This is a genomic window from Bacillus sp. FSL L8-0193 (genome assembly GCF_037976065.1).
GTDB lineage: Bacteria > Bacillota > Bacilli > Bacillales > Bacillaceae > Bacillus > Bacillus paralicheniformis.
Window position 1 is genome coordinate 4,136,954 of sequence record NZ_CP150261.1, and the last position, 18,329, is coordinate 4,155,282.

Consider the following 18,329-nt stretch of genomic DNA (forward strand, 5'->3'; position numbering starts at 1 on the left):
AAAGAAAGAGGGATGAAGCATGACACAATCAACCGATGTACTGAAGCAAACGCCTGGGAAAAAAATCGGACCGTACAGAGCTGATCAGGTGGGGAGTCTTTTAAGGTCTGCGCCCGTAAAAAAAGCGCGTATTCAAAAAGCGAACGGTGAAATTAGCGCTGAACAACTGCGCGAAGTCGAAAACGAAGAGATCAAGCGCATTGTCGAAAAGCAAAAAGAAATTGGCCTTAAAGCCGTTACTGACGGGGAATTCCGCAGGTCATGGTGGCATTTCGATTTTCTTGAAGGGCTTGACGGCGTAGAAGGATATACAGCGGATAAGGGCATTCAATTTCATAATGTTGAAACGAAGCCGCGCGGAATCAAAGTAACAAGCAAAGTCGATTTTACAAACCATCCGATGCTGGAAGATTATAAATTTCTTCATGATATTGCGGGCACACATACGCCGAAAATGACGATTCCGAGCCCGAATATGCTGTTTTTCAGAGGAAAACTTGGAGAAAGCCCGTACGAGGATCTGGATGAGTTCCATCACGATGTCGCGCAGGCTTACAAAAAAGCGATCCGCGCATTTTACGATGCCGGCTGCCGCTATTTGCAACTGGATGACACGGCCTGGTCGGTATTTTTCTCAGACAAAGGACATGAGCAGATCAAAGCCTTCGGCCGCCAGCCTGATGAACTGCGCCAGTCCTTCGCCAACACGATTAATGAAGCAGTTGAAGGACGCCCGGACGATTTGACGGTCACCATGCACATCTGCCGCGGCAACTTCCAGTCAACATGGGTGGCGGAAGGCGGCTACGATGCGGCTGCAGAAACGATTTTCGACGGACTCAATTTAGACGGACTTTTCCTTGAATTTGATGACGAGCGCTCCGGCGGCTTCGAACCGCTTCGCTATGTCAAACGGAAAGACTTGCAGATCGTCCTCGGTCTGATCACGTCCAAATTCGGAGAGCTTGAAAACCCGGATGATATTAAGCGGCGCATCGACGAAGCAGCTCGCTTCGTCGACCTGAACCAATTGTGCCTAAGCCCGCAGTGCGGCTTTGCCTCCACAGAAGAAGGCAACCTCCTGACGGAAGAGCAGCAATGGGAAAAACTGCGCCATGTCGTCGAGATCGCAGAAGACGTATGGAAATAACACCTCATATTTGAGACATGCCTCCTGACGGCATGTCTCTTTTTTTTGCCCCTCTATACAATTTAAAATTCCTTCTTGATTTGTTCATAGTTTGATCATATTTGGCTTCTATAATGCTCTTTAGTGAGGTGATCGAACAATGATTAAGAAAAGGAAAATCGATATATTCCTGGTCTTCATTCTTGTATTATCTGCAGCTTTAAACTTGTACGGCATCTGGAATAGTGACACAGACAACGCCTACTATACGGCGGCCGTTGAAAGTATGACCCAAAGTTTTCATAACTTTTTTTACGCATCATTTGATCCAGCAGGCTTTGTAACAGTTGATAAACCGCCGGTTGCACTCTGGATTCAGACACTTTTTGCACTTGTGTTCGGCGTGCACGGCTGGAGCGTCGTTCTTCCTGAAGCGATTGCCGAAGTGATTTCCGTAGCACTGTTGTACTTTATTGTAAAACCTACTTTTGGCAAAACGGCGGCCAGAATTTCAGCTCTTATTATGGCGTGTACGCCGATTGCCGTTGCGGTCAGCCATACAAACAACGTCGACAGCATTCTCACCCTTTGTTTGATGATTGCAACCTGGATGTTGTTTAAAGCAGTCCGGAAAGGAAAAATCGGCTGGCTGCTCGGCGCATTCTGTATGGTCGGCGTCGGCTTTAACGTCAAAATGCTGCAAGCATACATGGTATTACCGGCATTCCTGCTGTTTTACATGATTGCAGCAAAAACGACGATTCGCAAAAAAATTGTGTCTCTTATCACAGCCTTGATCGTTCTGGCAGGCGTTTCCGTTTCCTGGGCGGTAGTCGTCGATAGTCAGCCGGAGAGTTCGCGCCCTTATATTGGAAGCAGCCAGACCAACTCTGTCCTTGAGCTGGCGTTTGGCTACAACGGCATCCAGCGTCTCACAGGCCAAAACGGTGCTGGCGGGGGCGGAACCCCCTCATCTGATCAAAATCAAAAGAACCAGCAGCAGGAAATGCCGCAGCAGCAAAGCGGCGATACCGAAAACAACTCAGACTCGACAAATGGACAAATGGCTCCGCCGAGCGGGGGCGAGATGCCTTCAGGCGGACCGGACGGCCAGCAGGGTGATGTTCAAAGCGGCGGCGGAGGTCCCGGCGGCGGCACGAGCGGCATGTTTGGCACAGGAAACCCTGGCCCTCTCAGACTATTCCAATCCGAGCTTTCCGGACAGGCAAGCTGGCTCATCCCGTTTGTACTCTTCGGCATCATCGGTTTGCTGATCACGGGCCTTCGCGGTCAACGCAAATTCAATGAAATAACGACTGAAACGATTTTCTGGATGATGTGGCTTCTGCCAGTCGCTGCATTCTTCAGCGTCGCAGGATTCTTCCACCATTACTATCTGATCATGCTGGCAGCACCGATTGCCGCTTTATCAGGTGCAGGCTGGACAGCGCTCGTTCGCCTCTATCAGGAGGAAAGCGGCTGGAAAAAACAGCTTCTGCCGATCGGAATTTTGCTGACAACCGCATTTGAATTGTATATTTTGAGTCCTTATCTCAGCGAAATCGGCATCGTCTGGAGCATATTGATCGGCGCTTTTGGCATTGTCACAAGCTGCCTTCTCATCTTTTTCAAAAAAGGAAAGTCATTCAGCTACTATGTATCACTTGCAGCGCTGCTCGGCATGCTGATCGGACCTTTCTATTGGACAACAGCAACGCTCGCTGACGGTGTAAACGGCATGATTCCGCAGGCCGGACCTAAATCCGCACAATCATTTGGCGGCGGTGGCGGAGGGAAGATGCAGAATAACAACGGCAGCGGACCTCCCGGATTCGGCAGCCAAGACGGTCAAACAGACAGTGATCAAAACAACAATAACGGACCTGGCTTCGGTCCTGGTTCAAACAGCAATGATTCTTCAACTGATACCGGTTCCGGCCAAAACAGCCAAAATCAGAACGGCGAAGGCGCAAGCGGCCGTCAACAAGGCGGACCAAGCGGCGGCAGCCCTGGAAGCGGCGAATCAGTCGATGAAGAACTGTTGAGCTACCTTGAAAAGAACAACACGGGTGAAAAATATTTATTTGCGGTCTCCAGCGCAACGTCTGCTCAATCTTACATCATCAAAACAGGTAAAGCTGTCATGGCGATGGGCGGATTCTCTGGAAGCGACCCGATTTTGACGGTTGAAAAACTTGAGAAGCTCGTCAAAAACGGCGAAGTCAAGTACTTCATGATCAGCGACGGTCGAGGCCAAGACAACTCAGAATTCACTAACTGGATTAAAGAAAACGGAAAAGAAATTTCAAAAAACGAATACAGCAGCTCTTCTTCAGATAACGATTCCCAGTCAGGCGGACCTGGCGGAAATCAGACGCTTTATAAAGTGGAGCTTGATTGATGAAAGGAAAGGTGATGAATATGCAGAGACAAGTCACATTTTCAATCGTAGTCCCTGTCTACAACGAAGCGGAAGTGCTTCAAAGCACCTATGACCGATTAAAAACCGTCATGGACTCGACAGGCGACCCTTATGAACTGATTTTTGTAAACGACGGTTCAAGCGATGACAGCATTCACATGCTGAAGTCGCTTGCTCAGTCAGACCCGGCAGTAAAATGCATCAATTTCTCAAGAAATTTCGGTCATCAGATCGCCATTACGGCCGGTACCGACTATGCTGCCGGCGAAGCGATCGTGGTGATCGATGCCGATTTGCAGGATCCTCCCGAATTGATTTTGGAAATGGCGGAAAAGTGGCGCCAAGGCTTTGACGTTGTATACGCCGTCCGCACAAAGCGGGAAGGAGAAACATTTTTCAAAAAGCAAACGGCCGCCATGTTCTACCGTATTTTAAGAAAACTCACAGACGTTGATATCCCGGTGGATACGGGAGACTTCCGGCTCATGGACCGGAAGGTGGTCAATGAAATGAACAAGCTGAAAGAAAAAAATCCGTTCGTCCGCGGCCTTGTCAGCTGGCTCGGGTTCAAGCAGACCGCCGTCTATTACGAGCGCCACGAACGGCTTGCAGGGGAAACGAAGTACCCGCTCAAAAAAATGCTGAAGCTCTCGCTCGACGGCATCACTTCATTTTCCTTTCAGCCGCTGAAACTGGCAAGCTACTCAGGAATCGCGCTGTCAGCGGTCGGTTTTATATATGCCTTCATCGTCGTCTGCATGAAGCTGTTTACGACAAGCACCATTACCGGGTGGTCTTCGATGATCATTCTGCAATGCTTGTTCAGCGGCTTTATCCTGATCATCCTCGGAGCGATCGGCGAATACATCGGCCGCATTTATGACGAAGTGAAAGACAGGCCGCTATATATCATTGACGGCAAATACGGATTTGAAGAACAGCGGCGGGCGGCAGCTCCGCAGCGCCATATCATGTAGAAGATAAGAGATCCAAAAGGAGGGATTCCGATGAGCATACTTGTTGTCGGGGGAGCCGGTTATATCGGTTCCCACGCCGTTTACACGTTAATTGAGAAAAAAGAAAAAGTCGTCGTTGTGGATTCCCTGGCAACGGGACACGCAGAAGCCGTTCACCCCGAAGCTGCGTTTTATGAAGGGAATATTCGCGACCGGCATTTTCTCAAGCAAGTATTTGAAAATGAGGACATTGAAGCCGTCATGCATTTCGCAGCATCACCTATTCCATTACAGTCGAATCGCGTTTTTTCTTCTTTCAACGAAAACATGACAGGCATGGAAACACTGCTTGACGTGATGAAAGAATACGATGTCGGCCGGATCGTTTTTGCATCAAGCGTTGCGGTCTACGGCTGTCCGCAGAACCTCCCTGTCACAGAAGAAACCGAACCAGAACCCGTTCACCCGCACGGGAAGGTCAAATGGATGATGGAGAAAATGCTGATGGAAGCGGAAAAAGCGTACGGTCTGAAATATGTGATCCTCCGCTCCTTCAATGCGTGCGGCGCCCACCCATCTGTCATCATCGGCGAAGACCGGGGAAGTGAAACACATCTCATTTCCAATGTTCTGCGAACCGCTCTCGGACACCTTCCTTTTGTTCACATAGATCAACCTGAAGAAGCAACTGGCTTCCGCGATTATGTTCACGTGCAGGATTTGGCAGAAGCACACGTGCTCGCCATCAGCCATTTGCGGAAAGGCAGGGATAGCCGAATCTACAATCTCAGCTATGGCGAAAGCTACTCCGCTGAACAAATCATTCTTGCCGCCCAATATGTCACAGGCATTCCTCTTATCGCCGCAAAGCTGACAGAAACGGACATCGACTCACAAGCAACATTTGCCGCTTCTTCCTCCAGAGCCAAAAAAGAATTAGGCTGGACTCCAAAGCACAACAGCCTGATCGCAATCATCCGCGACGCCTGGAACTGGCACTCTGCGAATCCGAATGGATATGCGGCGGAGAAGGTGAAGCAAGGGTGAAAAATGAACTGCACCTCCTATCGTTAGATAGTGTCTAACTATGGAGGTGCGGTTTTTTCTAATGATAAATGGATACTGTAAATCTAATCGACTACCCAATCATCCTAATAATCTATCAAGTAAGCAGTCGGGTGTTTTTTGTCCTGCAGATCAATCAGCATATCAATATATCCCGAGCCATACCAGATGAAATCATATGAAAATTGGATGGCCACATAATTTTTATTAAAAAATTGTGAATGCGTCATCGTCTTTTTCGCAGTGGGTGATCACCAGCAAGCATATTATGAAAATGCCTAAGTATATAAACCATCTTTTTTTCATTGAGTGTTTCTATCGTTTATGTTCCTTTTTATTTGAGTTCCAAAAAAGACAGAAGGCTTATCCCACTTTTGTGGCCTACCTTTGTCAAATAAGAAAAGGACTGAATAAAAACTCTTCAGTCCCTCTATGATTCGATTCCTAAATCAACTAAATAAGCCGTTGGCTGTTGTTTGTTTTTTTGTAAATCAATTAGTACATTAACAGAACCTGCTGTCCCAATTGGCTTCCCATGATAGGAAATATACAAAACTACATAATCTTTATTAAAATAATGAATATTAGCTATCCTTGCATCGCCCGCGTTAAAATCCATCTCTTTCGCAATTTGTTTGAAGTCAATCTTAAACTGAGCTTCATATTTTTCATTTCCTTTTAGATAATTATCCACTGTTTGTATCTGTTGAATACCATCAGCCATTACATTTGTTTCTTTTTCTTTTGCTCCGTTAATATAAACATATTTACCGTCTTTGCTTAGAATATCAGTGTCTTTGATTTTCCTAACTTTGTTCGTCTTTTTTTCGAATATATATTTGTCGAATAACTTAAGATATGATCCATCTTCTGTAACTTTTGGAAATACTGATAGATAATTATTTAACTTTCCAGACTCAAGTGTTGCATGTAATTTATCTTCTTTCACAATCAGATGTTGCGAAAGATCTTGTTTTAAAAATAAGTAATATGTTCTTGGAGTCTCTTCACCTGTATGATCGGATACTCCTATAAGCATATTTTCTTTATCAACCGCGTAAAGGCTGAGATAAACTTCTTTAGCACTTGATGGTATCGGTAATTTTATTTTCTTCTCACCAAATGTTGTTTTTACTTTTATAACATTTTTATTGACTATCTTCATCTCAGGAAGACCTTGCCCTATTTTATCATGGACTGTTTCTCCCTCATCTATTAATGAATCTTTCTGCTTTAAGTCAGACAACTTGGCTGAGACATTTTCTTTGGTAGAAAAAATAGGTTTATAACTATTCTTAAGCTGTTTATCCGTATATGTATAATAACGAATTCCATTTTTTTGACTACTCATCATAGTATAAATTGAATCTTGAACTCTCAAAGTAATATCATCAGGAAATCCAAATTCATTTCTCATAAATTCTTTAAATGCCGGGCTGTCTTCTTTCGGCAAGCCTTTTTCATAGTTGACTGCCTGAATATCATCTTTGCCGCAGCCGGTGATCATCAGCAAGAGTATTATTACGCTAAAGCTTATAAACCTTTTTTTTGTCATTGAACTGCTCCTATTCTGCTTCTTTTTTGTTAACTTCTCGAATCAAGTCAACAAATTCAGAGTCTTCAACTTCATAAATATGTCCAGGTTTGGTGACACCGGAACCTTTTACTTCAATTTCTGGTTTTTCATCAATGAGATCGCCTAATATGTCCCCATGTTGACTTTCAACTGAAACGATATCATCACTGTTTATTTTATGTTTTCCACTTGCAGTATAGTAAGGGGAAAAACTCACAGTATCCTCTGTTCTGTATCCCGCCGCAGCGGTAATGTCCATTTTTTGAAGCTTTTGATACACCTCAGGATTGGCAGATTTCAAATGATTAATGTCTTCAGTCATAGCTTCACTGTCCATATCAGTATAGGCATTACTGTAGTCTTTTCCATTATCATTGTTTTTGTTTTCTTTATTAAAATCTAAATAATCACTCGTATTCATAGTATCTCTTCCAGCAGCATTGTCTGCGAGCCAGCGTGCTCTATTAGCCCCGGTAGCTAAGAGATTTTTATCATATGGCGTTCCGATTGTTGTGATGCTTCGCACATGGTCAGGGTAATCCATCGCAAATTGCAGTGATCTTCTTCCACCATAGCTGTGGCCGAACATATCGATCTTTATCTCCTCATTCATCAACCCCATCTCATTTAACTTTTCTGCTAAATCGTCACTTGTTGCTTGCCGATGCTCATTTGGTTCATTTGTGTCATAAACAATATGGAGACGACCGTCTGTGTTGAATCCATCAATCCTAAACAACTTTTTATATTCATCTACTGTTTTTCTATTACCACGCTTGTCAATATAAGTATATTCATAATCATATTTATCACCCTTTTTTTTGATACGAACGATCACATCACCTTTCTGCGCTCCTTTTTCTACACTATTGTTAAATCCATTCCCACTATCCTCAATCCCATGCACATAAACCGAAACATTCTTATAATCCGAAAAATCGCCTTTCACATGGTTAACTGAATTATACAAGATTGAGATATCTGTCAAAGCTTCGCGCATTGGGGCGCGGTGGGTGCGGGCGACATTGCTGAAATCTTGTTCCACCTGATCAAGGCCATTTTTTAGATTCTCGTATTGGCTAATTAAAAGAACGACGTCACTCGTAATATTGTTGCGTTTCTGTATGTCTTCCGGTGAGGGGTCTTCCATAGACTCAAACTTGCGTCTGGCATTCTCCTGACAATCTTTTAAATCCTTTATCCAATCGTTGATTTCCGATTTGATATCCGCCACATTAAAATTCATGACGTTTTTTGATACAAAGTTCGGAAGTTCTTTATTTTCTATCGAAACCCATATTTTATTAAAAGCTTCAAGCAAACGGCTGGATTGAGCATGCTGCAGCATTCGATTTGCTCTTCTTTCATGGCTTTTGATCATGTTTGTGATTTCTGGCTCTCTATTATAATATGCCATAACTCTAGTTCCCTTCCATCATTTCACTCTTTGCAGTTGTTGTGAGATTACGTTATCGACGCGCTTTAATTCCTTAATGATGTTTTTGGCATTTGCTGAAAGTTCTTTGACTCTTTTTTTAAGCTCCGTCATGATCGATTTGATGTGCGACTTTGCATCAGACCAGACGTCATCGAATTTTTCCCACGGAAACTCTGTTTCATACATCATTTCTCTGAGCATTGTGTCAAAATGGTGCAAAACTTCGTCTAATGTAGATAGATTTGATTCAAACTTTCCGGTTGCCTGGTGTAACGATTCGCCGTTTACTTTTATTTCACTTTGGACTCTTTCAGCCGAAAATGTATGGTTTCTTTCCGATCTTGACTGCGGCTGAACATTGGCCGGTTTGTCGGATTCGTCCGTTAGTTCGACCGCTTTTGCAAAACACCGCACACTGTCTGCAAAATATAATAAACAGCTGCTCGCTTTACTGAAAAAGTTGATGTTGTCACTCATTTTTTTCTGCAGCGCTGCGGCGGCTTTTCCGCTGTGCCGGTCTAATTCTTCACGAAAAAACACCATGTTCTCAAATACATGGCTAAAGGCGTTTTCCAGCTGACTAATGGTCCCCGCTGCCTTATGTGAAAGTTCTTTGTTGAAGCGAAAATGTCCCATCGTCATTGCTCCTTATTTTCGTTTTTTCCTGCTTCAGCTTCTGTTAGCAACTCATCAAGCTGCAATTCTTTTTGATCTACATATCCGTAATGGTACACAACTTCTATATCTTGTTTATTAAATAAAACTAGCTGCTCTTTCGGATCGGTAAAACCGTTTGGATAGTCGACAGCTGCATAATCTCTGATGACATGGTTTGTCTCAGAAAACATTTGCCGCCCGATGATAAGCAGACGTCTTGAATCATTATGTAAGCCGACAACACTGCCGACAGGAAGATAGTTCTTTTTTAATAGCATAATTGATTATCCCTCTTTTTCTCTGAAATTGGACATATATACAAGTTGTAAAAACATAGGAAAATCATAGCAAAAAGGTATCATTTCATTCAACGAACTAAAGTACCGTGAAATTTTACCTATTCAAATCAAAGACTTTTGATTTAAGGTTCGCTCTTTATGTAAGGTTTGTCGGTGTCATTAGTATGTTACAGTGAGCACTTAGCACTGAAACGATTCATCATACTTACGGAACCTTTCAGATAAAGTTTCACAAAAAAACCGCCATAGTAGGCGGCGGCATCATGAAATATAAAGCGCAATCGCTTACGCTTCTCCTCTAATAAAAAGAATCTTATCACCTTCCATTTTTCGTCTGTTGTTCTGTGCATGGTGACTTCCCGCTTGAAAAGCCGGCTTTCTCTCAGATGATTTGCTGTGCATCTCTCAATATGCAACCTTCTTTAGACGTGACTTTATTTAAAAAATTATTGTGAAAATATATTTTTTAGCTTGAATTTTACACAATCTCGAGATAAAATACAGTCAAAATAATAGAAGCTCACTTCTTGTATATAATCAGTAATAGGGTCTGATTGTTTCTACCTGGCAACCGTAAATCGCCAGACTACAAGGAAGTTTGAATAGATTTGATCATGTAAAAAGTGTATTGCGCAAACAATATATCTATTTTTTATTTGCTCTTATTTTTCATGCTTTCTTTATCGGAACCCATGAAAAGTAAGAGCTTTTTTATTTTCAAAAAACATTCGGGAGTTGGCATCATGTATTTTCTCATTAACATTTTAGGCATTTTCATTGTCATGTCCGTGATTTATTTTTGTTCCCCGCGAAAGAAAAGCGTAAAATGGAGGCCGATTCTCTCCCTTTTCATCGTTGAGCTTTTGGTGACTTGGTTTATGCTTGGGACAAAAATCGGCGGATGGGCCATCAACCTGATCGCCTCTTTCTTTTCGTGGCTGATCGCTTGTGCAAGCGACGGTATTGCGTTTGCCTTTCCGTCAGTGATGGGCAATGAAACCGTTGACTTTTTCTTCAGCGCCTTGCTGCCGATTATCTTTGTGGTGACATTTTTTGATATACTGGCTTATTTCGGAATTTTAACATGGATGATTGATAAGATCGGCTGGGTGATTTCGAAAGTCTCGCGCCTTCCTAAATTAGAAAGTTTCTTTTCGATTCAAATGATGTTTCTGGGGAATACTGAAGCGCTCGCCGTGATTCGCGGGCAATTGGCCGTATTAAAGGACAACCGCCTGCTGACGTTCGGCATTATGAGCATGAGCAGTATCAGCGGATCGATTCTCGGTTCTTATTTAACGATGGTTCCTGCAACATACGTATTTACAGCGATTCCATTGAATTGCTTAAATGCGTTGATCTTGGCCAGCATTTTAAACCCGGTAGAAGTCACTAAGGATGAAGACATCATTTACGTACCGCCAAAAGAAGAGAAAAAGGACTTTTTCTCAACGATTTCAAACAGCATGATGGTCGGAATGAACATGGTCATCGTCATTCTCGCCATGGTCATCGGATATGTCGCTTTAACCTCATGTTTGAACGGAATGTTGGGGTTGATCATGGACGGTTTGACGATTCAAAAAATCTTTTCTTACATCTTCAGTCCGTTCGCATTCCTGCTTGGACTGGCGCCGGGTGACGCGATGTATGTCGCACAGCTGATGGGGATGAAACTCGCAACAAACGAATTCGTCGCGATGATGGATTTAAAAACGCAGCTAGATACGATTTCGCCCCATACAGCCGCCGTGGCCACAACATTTTTGACGTCGTTTGCCAACTTCAGTACGATCGGAATGATCTATGGAACATACAATTCCTTATTTAACGGAGAAAAATCAGCGATTATCGGAAGAAATGTGTGGAAGCTCCTTGTCAGTGGAATAGCGGTGTCGCTGTTGAGCGCGGGGATTGTCGGGCTGTTTGTTTGGTAACCTGATTATTAATCCATCATGTATTAGCTTGCCATTCACGTGGCAAGTTTTTTTGTTCTTTTTGTAAAGCTGACTTTACGTAAAGCTCACTTTACTATATAATTAGGTAAATGGTAAAATCACACACTGGTCATTTAAAAAGAAAGTTTCTAATACTTTAGTAAGGAGGAGATATCATGGCTTTGCGAAAAACCTATTACATCATTGGAGGATTGTTTGTCTTTATATTTCTTGCAAAACTGGCCTTCGGTATAGCTGCTGGTTCAATATCTTTAATCGAACTTTTAATGTTTGGCACATTAGCTTTTTTAAGTTTTGCCGGAGGATACCTTTATCCGCAATTCAAACAAAAGGATGAAAGATCTCAACACATCAGACAAAAAGGAATGCAGTTTTCCATGATCGCTTTATCTGTGTACCTTTTGGTGCTCATCATCGGAATGCAAATGGGCTTTATCACATTAGCGGGAATTGATGTGATTCGGATACTGGTTTCATTACAGATTATCACGGTATTTTCATCATGGATTATTTTATCCAGGAAGTTTTAAACTGTTTTTATTCATTATTTGAAAAAGCACCCTTGAAACAGGGTGCTTAGAAATCTCTTCACTATGAAACTTGTCTATCCCAATGGCGGTGCCCGCCGATCGCTTCGACCAGCTTTTTGCCGAAGTCGTCTTTGCTCTTATCATCGCGAGAGGTGATAATGCCCGGCTGTGCTGCCGCGTGGGACCCGGCGGCGGACAGCAGGAGATCGATCCCTTTGCCTGCGGCTCCGATCGCTTTATAATGTCCGAATGCTTCATTGATAAAATCCGATGCGGCTTTATGCAATTGCAGGCGTTCAATGCTTTCTTGGCCGCCCGGAATATAAACGGCATCGTACAGCACGGAATCGACCGTCTGCAAAGTGTTACCGACTTCTATTTCTGTACCGCCGGTCCCTTTGATCACGCCGAGTGCCGAGCTGACAATGTCCGGAATGATGTCGGCTTTTTTGAACTCTTTCAACACCCGGCTGAGGTCCTCATCATCAAAACCTTGCTCTGCTAAAATGGCGACGGTCCTCGTCTGCGGCAGTTTGACCGTGTTTTCCTGGCTGAGCGCAGGGGATTTGAACGTCACATTGGAGCCTTCGTCTTTTTCAGGGGGCTCTACACCTACACCCGCAGCGATTTGCTTGGCAAGCTCCCTGTCAACCCTGTTAAACATATGAACGACTTGGCGGCGGACGTCCTTGCTTTTGACCTTTCCGACTTCAAAGCGGAACGCCGAAATGATATGTTCTTTTTCAACGGGAGACATGCTGTTCCAAAACAGCTTCGCTTGCGAATAGTGATCGTTAAAGCTTTCGCTGCGCCGGCGGATTTTTTTGCCCTCGACTTTTTCCTCGTAATGCACATATCCGCCTTCTTCTTCTGAAGCAGGCGCCGGATCGTTGTTTTGCAGCGAATTTTTATGATAAGCGACAGGCCCTTTGTTAATCGTCATTCTGTGATAGCCGTCATACTGGTTGTTATGGAACGGACAGACCGGCCGGTTGATCGGAATTTCATGAAAGTTCGGACCTCCCAATCGGATCAGCTGTGTGTCCGTATAGGAAAAGAGCCGGCCCTGCAAAAGCGGATCGTTTGTAAAATCGATTCCCGGAACAACGTGGCCCGGATGGAAAGCGGCCTGTTCCGTTTCGGCAAAAACGTTATCCTGGTTTCGATTCAGCGTCATTTTACCGATGATCTTAACAGGAACCATTTCTTCCGGCCAAAGCTTTGTCGGATCAAGGATATCAAAGTCAAACTTGAACTCGTCTTCTTCGTCAATCATTTGCACGCCGAGCTCATACTCCACTTCATCGCCTCTTTCGATCGCTTCCCAAAGATCGCGGCGGTGATAGTCGGGATCTTTCCCGGCGATTGTCTGCGCTTCGTCCCAGACGAGCGAATGGACGCCAAGGACGGGCTTCCAGTGAAATTTAACAAAGCGCGCCTTGCCTTCTTCATTTACAAACCTGAACGTATGAACGCCGAAGCCTTCCATCATCCTGTAGCTTCGCGGAATCGCCCTGTCAGACATCGCCCACATGATCATGTGAGCCGTTTCTTCATTGTTGGCGACAAAGTCCCAAAACGTATCGTGCGCTGTAGAAGCCTGCGGCATTTCGTTATTCGGTTCCGGCTTAAAGGAATGCACCAGGTCAGGGAACTTGATGGCATCCTGAATGAAGAAAACGGGGATGTTATTGCCGACGAGATCATAGTTCCCTTCTTCTGTATAAAACTTTGTCGCGAATCCTCTGACATCACGGACGGTATCACCCGAGCCCCTGGAACCGGCTACAGTCGAGAACCTGACAAACACCGGTGTTTTCACTGACGGATCTTGAAGAAACTTTGCTTTCGTATATTTCGTCATCGGCTCGTAAACCTGGAAATAGCCATGCGCGCCAAAACCCCTCGCATGGACGACCCGCTCCGGAATCCGTTCATGGTCAAAATGGGTCATTTTTTCACGGAAATGAAAGTCCTCCATCAGCGTCGGACCGCGCACGCCTGCTTTTAAAGAGTGCTCGTCTTCAGATACGCGTAAACCTTGGTTCGTCGTCATTTTTTTGCCCCGGTTGTCAGACCGGTACTGTTCAAGTTGTTGATCCTTGCTGTGCTCATTGACGTTGCGGCGGCCATCATTGTTATTCACTTGTCATCCCTCCCCATTCTTATTCCCTATGTAGTTGATCTGGATTGCTATTTTATGATTTACCCTGTCTATCAGCGAGTTAAACGCAGCGCTCGTTAAAGGGAAATGTAATTTTAATAAATTCAAAGTTTGCACAAGAAAATGAATTAAACCGATTTTAAAGGTACACATATTTCACAATACGGGTTGCTCAACATATCCCCCGTGTATTTTTCCATTATTGGTCTATTGTCCAGTTGAAATTCATTGTTTTGCAGAGATGAAAAAATATCAGAATATGCTTTTTGAATATCTTCTGCTGTATGTTTAACATCGTAAATCAGGTATTTTCCGCCGGAAATTTCCCCTTCAAAAACTGAATCATCGACTTGATAATCATGTGGTATCACAATACAAGCATCAAATCTACACTGATCAGGAGATGTTGTTTCCGGGTTATCCTGTGGAATCGCAAACAGAATGGCAGACTCAAGAAGACCTTTTTCCTTAGCCCATTTTTTTAATGCCTCCATTACCTCAATATTGGCAGGACCGTACGGACCAACTCGTCGCATATAAGCAATACGATAGTTTGGAAGTGTTTCAACTTTGAATGTCATAGATTTTTTCTTCCTTTCCTGATTGTTGTTCGTTACGTTTCGAATGTAACATGCTTTAAAACTAATTACATTTACATTTTTAAAATTTTCTGTAAATTTTAAAATGATCATTTCCACAACAAAAAAGAGGATATTCAGAGATCATCTGAACATCCTCTTTCTTTGTTTAATCTAGTGTTTCGCCGTTTGAAGCAATCAAGTCTTTATACCAGTAAAAGCTTTTTTTGCGAATGCGGCGCAAGTCTTTCAAATCAAATTCGTCGCGGTTCACATAAATAAATCCGTAGCGTTTTGAACAGCCTTGATGGGTTGAAATCAAGTCGATGGCAGACCATGGGGAGTAGCCGAAAACATCGACTCCATCCGTGATCGCCAGCTGAATTTGCTTGATATGTTCCTTTAAATAATCGATGCGGTAGTCGTCATTTACGACATCTCCGTCTTCAAGCTGATCAAACGCGCCGAGGCCGTTCTCAGTGATGATCAGCGGCAGCTGATAGCGGTCATAGATCTCGCGCAGCGTCGAACGGAAACCGACAGGGTCGATCTCCCAGCCAAATGCGTTTTTCTTTAAGTGCGGATTGCTGCTTCCCCTGTATACGCCTTCTTCTCCCGTCTGCAAATGCTGGTCGCCGCCTCGGGCAGCCGTGTCGCTGCCGTCATCCCTGCTCGCTTCAGCCGTTTGCGACGTATAGTAGTTAAACGCGATAAAGTCCGGCTTGGCTGACCGCAGAATATCCATATCTCCTTCGGCGATGACCGGTGTGCAGTCTTTTTCTTTCATATATGCCCATGCCGTTGTATTGTACCGTCCGAATACGGCCATATCCAAGTAAAGCCAGTTGCGGATCGCATTATAGTTAAAAGCCGCCAGCACGTCCTCCGGTTTCGAAGAAGCAGGATAGATGAGCGCGATATTCGGCGCAGGGCCGATTTTCGCTTCCGGCAGCATCTCATGGCAAAGCTTGATCGCTTTTGCCTGTGCGACAAGCATGTGATGGTTTTGCTGATATAGCTCTTTTTTCGGGTTTTCCAAGTTTGGATCAAGTGTGCCGAGTGCAGATCCGTGGAGAATCATCATATTTTGCTCGTTGATGGTCAGCCAGTATTTGACGCGGTCTCCGTAGCTTTCAAAAAGGATTCTCGCATACTTTTCAAAGGCGTCAATCGTGGCCCTGTCCGACCAGCCGCCTTTTTTCTGCAAAGCATTCGGCAGATCAAAGTGGTACATCGTAACAATCGGTTCGATTCCATATTTCAGGAGTTCATCGATCAAACGGCTGTAAAATTCGATGCCCTTCGGATTAATATCGCCGTCCCCGTCCGGAATGATGCGCGTCCAGGCAATCGAAAAACGGTACGCTTTGAAGCCCATTTCCGCAAACAAGGCGATATCTTCTTTATAGCGGTGGTAATGGTCGCTTGCGACTTTAAAATCGGTTGTCCCTTCCGGGTAGCTTTCGCGCGCATCGATGACAGAAGGCCCTTTTCCATCTTCATCCCAAGCGCCCTCCACTTGATAAGCGGAAGTAGACGCACCCCACAAAAATTCTTCCGGAAATTGAGCTAATGTTTTATATTTCATGATTATTTTCCTCCCATGGTGATGAAATTAAAGTGATGATCGGTTCTTCAGTTTTCACCTGTTTTTGATCCGTTGGAATGATATCCGTGTATTGACCGGAATTTGTAACGATGATTGGTGTTTTCACGTCAAACCCTTCTTCTTTCAAAGCGTCCAGATTGAATTCTGCGAGTATATCACCCCGTTTCACTTTTTGCCCCTGCTCGACCTTGGAATTGAAGTGCCTTCCATCGAGTCTGACCGTGTCCATCCCGATATGAATCAAAATCTCGGCTCCGCTTTCTGACGTTATGCCGTATGCGTGACCCGTCGGAAATGCCGTTGTCACGATGCCGTCCGCAGGGGCGGTGACAACGCCTTTTGACGGAAGCACCGCGATTCCTTTTCCAAGCGCCCCCGATGCGAACACTTTATCTGATACTTCTGTTAACGGCAGGACTTCTCCTTGCAAAGGGCTGTAAATTGGTTCACCGGCGCTTTTTTCAACGGGCTGCTCTTTCGTCTCCTCCACAGGGTCGTCAAAGCCGACAATGTAAGTGAGCAAAATTGATAAAACAAACGAAACTGTAATTCCGATGATAAAGCCGAGAAAGCCCGGTCCGTAAAAAATCGGAATCGTCAACAAGCCCGGAGCGCCGGAAGCGAGGGCGACACTGCCGGAGTATCCGATAATGGCTCCGCCTGCCGCTGCACTGATGACACCGCATACAAACGGCTTTTTCAGCCTGAGTGTCACCCCGTAGACGGCCGGCTCTGTAATCCCGAATATCCCGGTAACGGCAGCAGATCCTGCCAATGCTTTCAACTTCTTGTTTTTCGTCTTCAGCATGACACCAAACGCAGCTCCTGTTTGGGCAAAGACGGCGGCTGCCGTCGCCGGTTTGATGTAGTCCTTGCCGTGGACGGCAATGTTGTTCAAAATGACAGGGACGATCCCCCAGTGAATGCCGAAGATGACAAGGATTTGCCATAAGGCCGCGATAATCGCTCCTGCCAGAATCGGGCTGACATCAAAAACGGACAGAATCGCCGCCGCAATCCCGTTTCCTGTGTAAACACCGAGCGGTCCGAATACGATCAAAGTTAACGGCACCATCACCGTCAGGCATAATAAAGGGGTGATAAAGTTCTTCACGCTTTCATGAATAAAGCGCATACATAATCTTTCAAGATAGCTCATTACAAATACGGCAAGGATAATCGGGATAACGGTCGACGTATAATTCATCAAGACGACCGGAATGCCGAAAAACTCCGTCTGGGCGCCGCTGTTTTTCAGTTCGAGTATCGTTGGATAGATCAGCGCCCCGGCAATCGTCAGCGCTATGAACGGGTTCGCTCCAAATTTTTTGGCGGCCGTAACGGCGAGCAGCAAAGGCAGGAAATAAAACAGGCTGTCGGCTGCCGCGTATAGAATCGTATATGTCGTCTCTTCCGGCGAGAGCCAGCCGGCGTTTGTGCAAATCAAAAGCATGCCTTTTAAAATCCCCGCTCCTGCCATGACGCCGAGCAGCGGAGTGAAAATGCTAGATACGATATCTACTAATCTACCGGCGAGGCTTCCTTTCTCTTTTTGGCTGTGATCGGCCGCAGAACCTTCCAACAGTTGAGAGATCCGGCCGATTTCTTTATAGACTTCAGGAACGTTATTGCCGATAACGACTTGAAATTGTCCGCCGCTCTCCACTACGGTTACCACGCCATCCGTATTTTCAAGCGCTTCCCTGTCTGCTTTGGAACGGTCTTTCAGTTTGAAGCGAAGCCTTGTCGCGCAATGGACTAGCGATACAACGTTCTTCTCCCCGCCGACGCGCTCCAGAATTTCTTTTGCCATTGATTGAACATCCATCGTTGATCATCTCCTGTCTCTCCTAAAGCCCTATTAAGCTGTTAAAAAATAAAAAACCTAAACTAAAGCCAGTACAAAGAAGGCTTAGTTTAGGTTTTGCCTGCCGAACAGTAACAATCC

The 18,329-nt window shown here is 44.8% G+C and carries 14 protein-coding genes and 1 riboswitch; of the genes, 6 read left to right on the forward strand and 8 right to left on the reverse strand.

Annotated elements, in window-relative coordinates:
• Window positions 1-19: 19 nt before the first annotated feature.
• From MHH76_RS20775 to galE, 4 genes are all read left to right on the forward strand, one after another.
• Complete coding sequence (locus tag MHH76_RS20775; RefSeq protein WP_023856917.1) at window positions 20-1,150, forward strand: 5-methyltetrahydropteroyltriglutamate--homocysteine S-methyltransferase; 1,131 nt, start codon at window positions 20-22, stop codon at window positions 1,148-1,150.
• Window positions 1,151-1,289: 139 nt separating this feature from the next.
• Entirely contained in the window at window positions 1,290-3,530 is a 2,241-nt protein-coding gene (locus tag MHH76_RS20780) for a glycosyltransferase family 39 protein (protein ID WP_020453485.1), read from the forward strand.
• Window positions 3,531-3,550: 20 nt separating this feature from the next.
• Window positions 3,551-4,528: a glycosyltransferase family 2 protein gene (locus MHH76_RS20785; protein WP_023856914.1), complete on the forward strand. Its 978-nt coding sequence runs from the start codon at window positions 3,551-3,553 to the stop codon at window positions 4,526-4,528.
• A 30-nt stretch (window positions 4,529-4,558) separates the two neighbouring features.
• The gene (galE, locus tag MHH76_RS20790; protein ID WP_020453487.1) at window positions 4,559-5,554 is read left to right on the forward strand and encodes a UDP-glucose 4-epimerase GalE; all 996 of its coding nucleotides are present in this window, start codon (window positions 4,559-4,561) and stop codon (window positions 5,552-5,554) included.
• A 448-nt stretch (window positions 5,555-6,002) separates the two neighbouring features.
• On the opposite strand, the gene MHH76_RS20795 is transcribed toward galE, so the two are convergent.
• Genes MHH76_RS20795 through MHH76_RS20810 form a run of 4 tightly spaced genes read right to left on the reverse strand, consistent with a single transcriptional unit; the run spans window position 6,003 to window position 9,521 of the window.
• Window positions 6,003-7,127: a hypothetical protein gene (locus MHH76_RS20795; RefSeq protein ID WP_020453488.1), complete on the reverse strand. Its 1,125-nt coding sequence runs from the start codon at window positions 7,125-7,127 to the stop codon at window positions 6,003-6,005.
• Between the two features lie 10 nt (window positions 7,128-7,137).
• Window positions 7,138-8,565, reverse strand: coding sequence for an alpha/beta hydrolase (locus MHH76_RS20800; protein ID WP_020453489.1), 1,428 nt, complete (start codon window positions 8,563-8,565; stop codon window positions 7,138-7,140).
• Between the two features lie 18 nt (window positions 8,566-8,583).
• Window positions 8,584-9,222 (reverse strand): hypothetical protein, encoded by a 639-nt coding sequence (locus MHH76_RS20805; RefSeq protein ID WP_020453490.1) that lies wholly within the window; start codon window positions 9,220-9,222, stop codon window positions 8,584-8,586.
• A gap of 2 nt (window positions 9,223-9,224) precedes the next feature.
• Complete coding sequence (locus tag MHH76_RS20810) at window positions 9,225-9,521, reverse strand: DUF4176 domain-containing protein (protein ID WP_020453491.1); 297 nt, start codon at window positions 9,519-9,521, stop codon at window positions 9,225-9,227.
• A gap of 528 nt (window positions 9,522-10,049) precedes the next feature.
• A riboswitch (purine riboswitch) is annotated at window positions 10,050-10,151 on the forward strand.
• 134 nt (window positions 10,152-10,285) lie between these two features.
• On the opposite strand from MHH76_RS20810, the gene MHH76_RS20815 reads away from it, so the two are divergent.
• Both MHH76_RS20815 and MHH76_RS20820 read left to right on the forward strand, forming a co-directional pair.
• Window positions 10,286-11,479, forward strand: coding sequence for a nucleoside transporter C-terminal domain-containing protein (locus tag MHH76_RS20815; RefSeq protein WP_020453492.1), 1,194 nt, complete (start codon window positions 10,286-10,288; stop codon window positions 11,477-11,479).
• Between the two features lie 176 nt (window positions 11,480-11,655).
• Window positions 11,656-12,030, forward strand: a complete 375-nt coding sequence (locus tag MHH76_RS20820) for a hypothetical protein (RefSeq protein WP_020453493.1) — start codon at window positions 11,656-11,658, stop codon at window positions 12,028-12,030.
• Between the two features lie 61 nt (window positions 12,031-12,091).
• On the opposite strand, the gene MHH76_RS20825 is transcribed toward MHH76_RS20820, so the two are convergent.
• From MHH76_RS20825 to MHH76_RS20840, 4 genes are all read right to left on the reverse strand, one after another.
• Entirely contained in the window at window positions 12,092-14,176 is a 2,085-nt protein-coding gene (locus tag MHH76_RS20825) for a catalase (RefSeq protein ID WP_020453494.1), read from the reverse strand.
• Between the two features lie 146 nt (window positions 14,177-14,322).
• Window positions 14,323-14,775 (reverse strand): GyrI-like domain-containing protein, encoded by a 453-nt coding sequence (locus tag MHH76_RS20830; protein ID WP_020453495.1) that lies wholly within the window; start codon window positions 14,773-14,775, stop codon window positions 14,323-14,325.
• Between the two features lie 166 nt (window positions 14,776-14,941).
• Complete coding sequence (locus MHH76_RS20835) at window positions 14,942-16,360, reverse strand: glycoside hydrolase family 1 protein (RefSeq protein WP_020453496.1); 1,419 nt, start codon at window positions 16,358-16,360, stop codon at window positions 14,942-14,944.
• On the reverse strand, window positions 16,350-18,209 hold the full coding sequence (locus tag MHH76_RS20840; RefSeq protein WP_020453497.1) for a PTS beta-glucoside transporter subunit IIBCA: 1,860 nt from the start codon (window positions 18,207-18,209) through the stop codon (window positions 16,350-16,352). Before MHH76_RS20840 ends, MHH76_RS20835 begins: the two co-directional genes overlap by 11 nt.
• Between the last annotated feature and the right edge of the window lie 120 nt (window positions 18,210-18,329).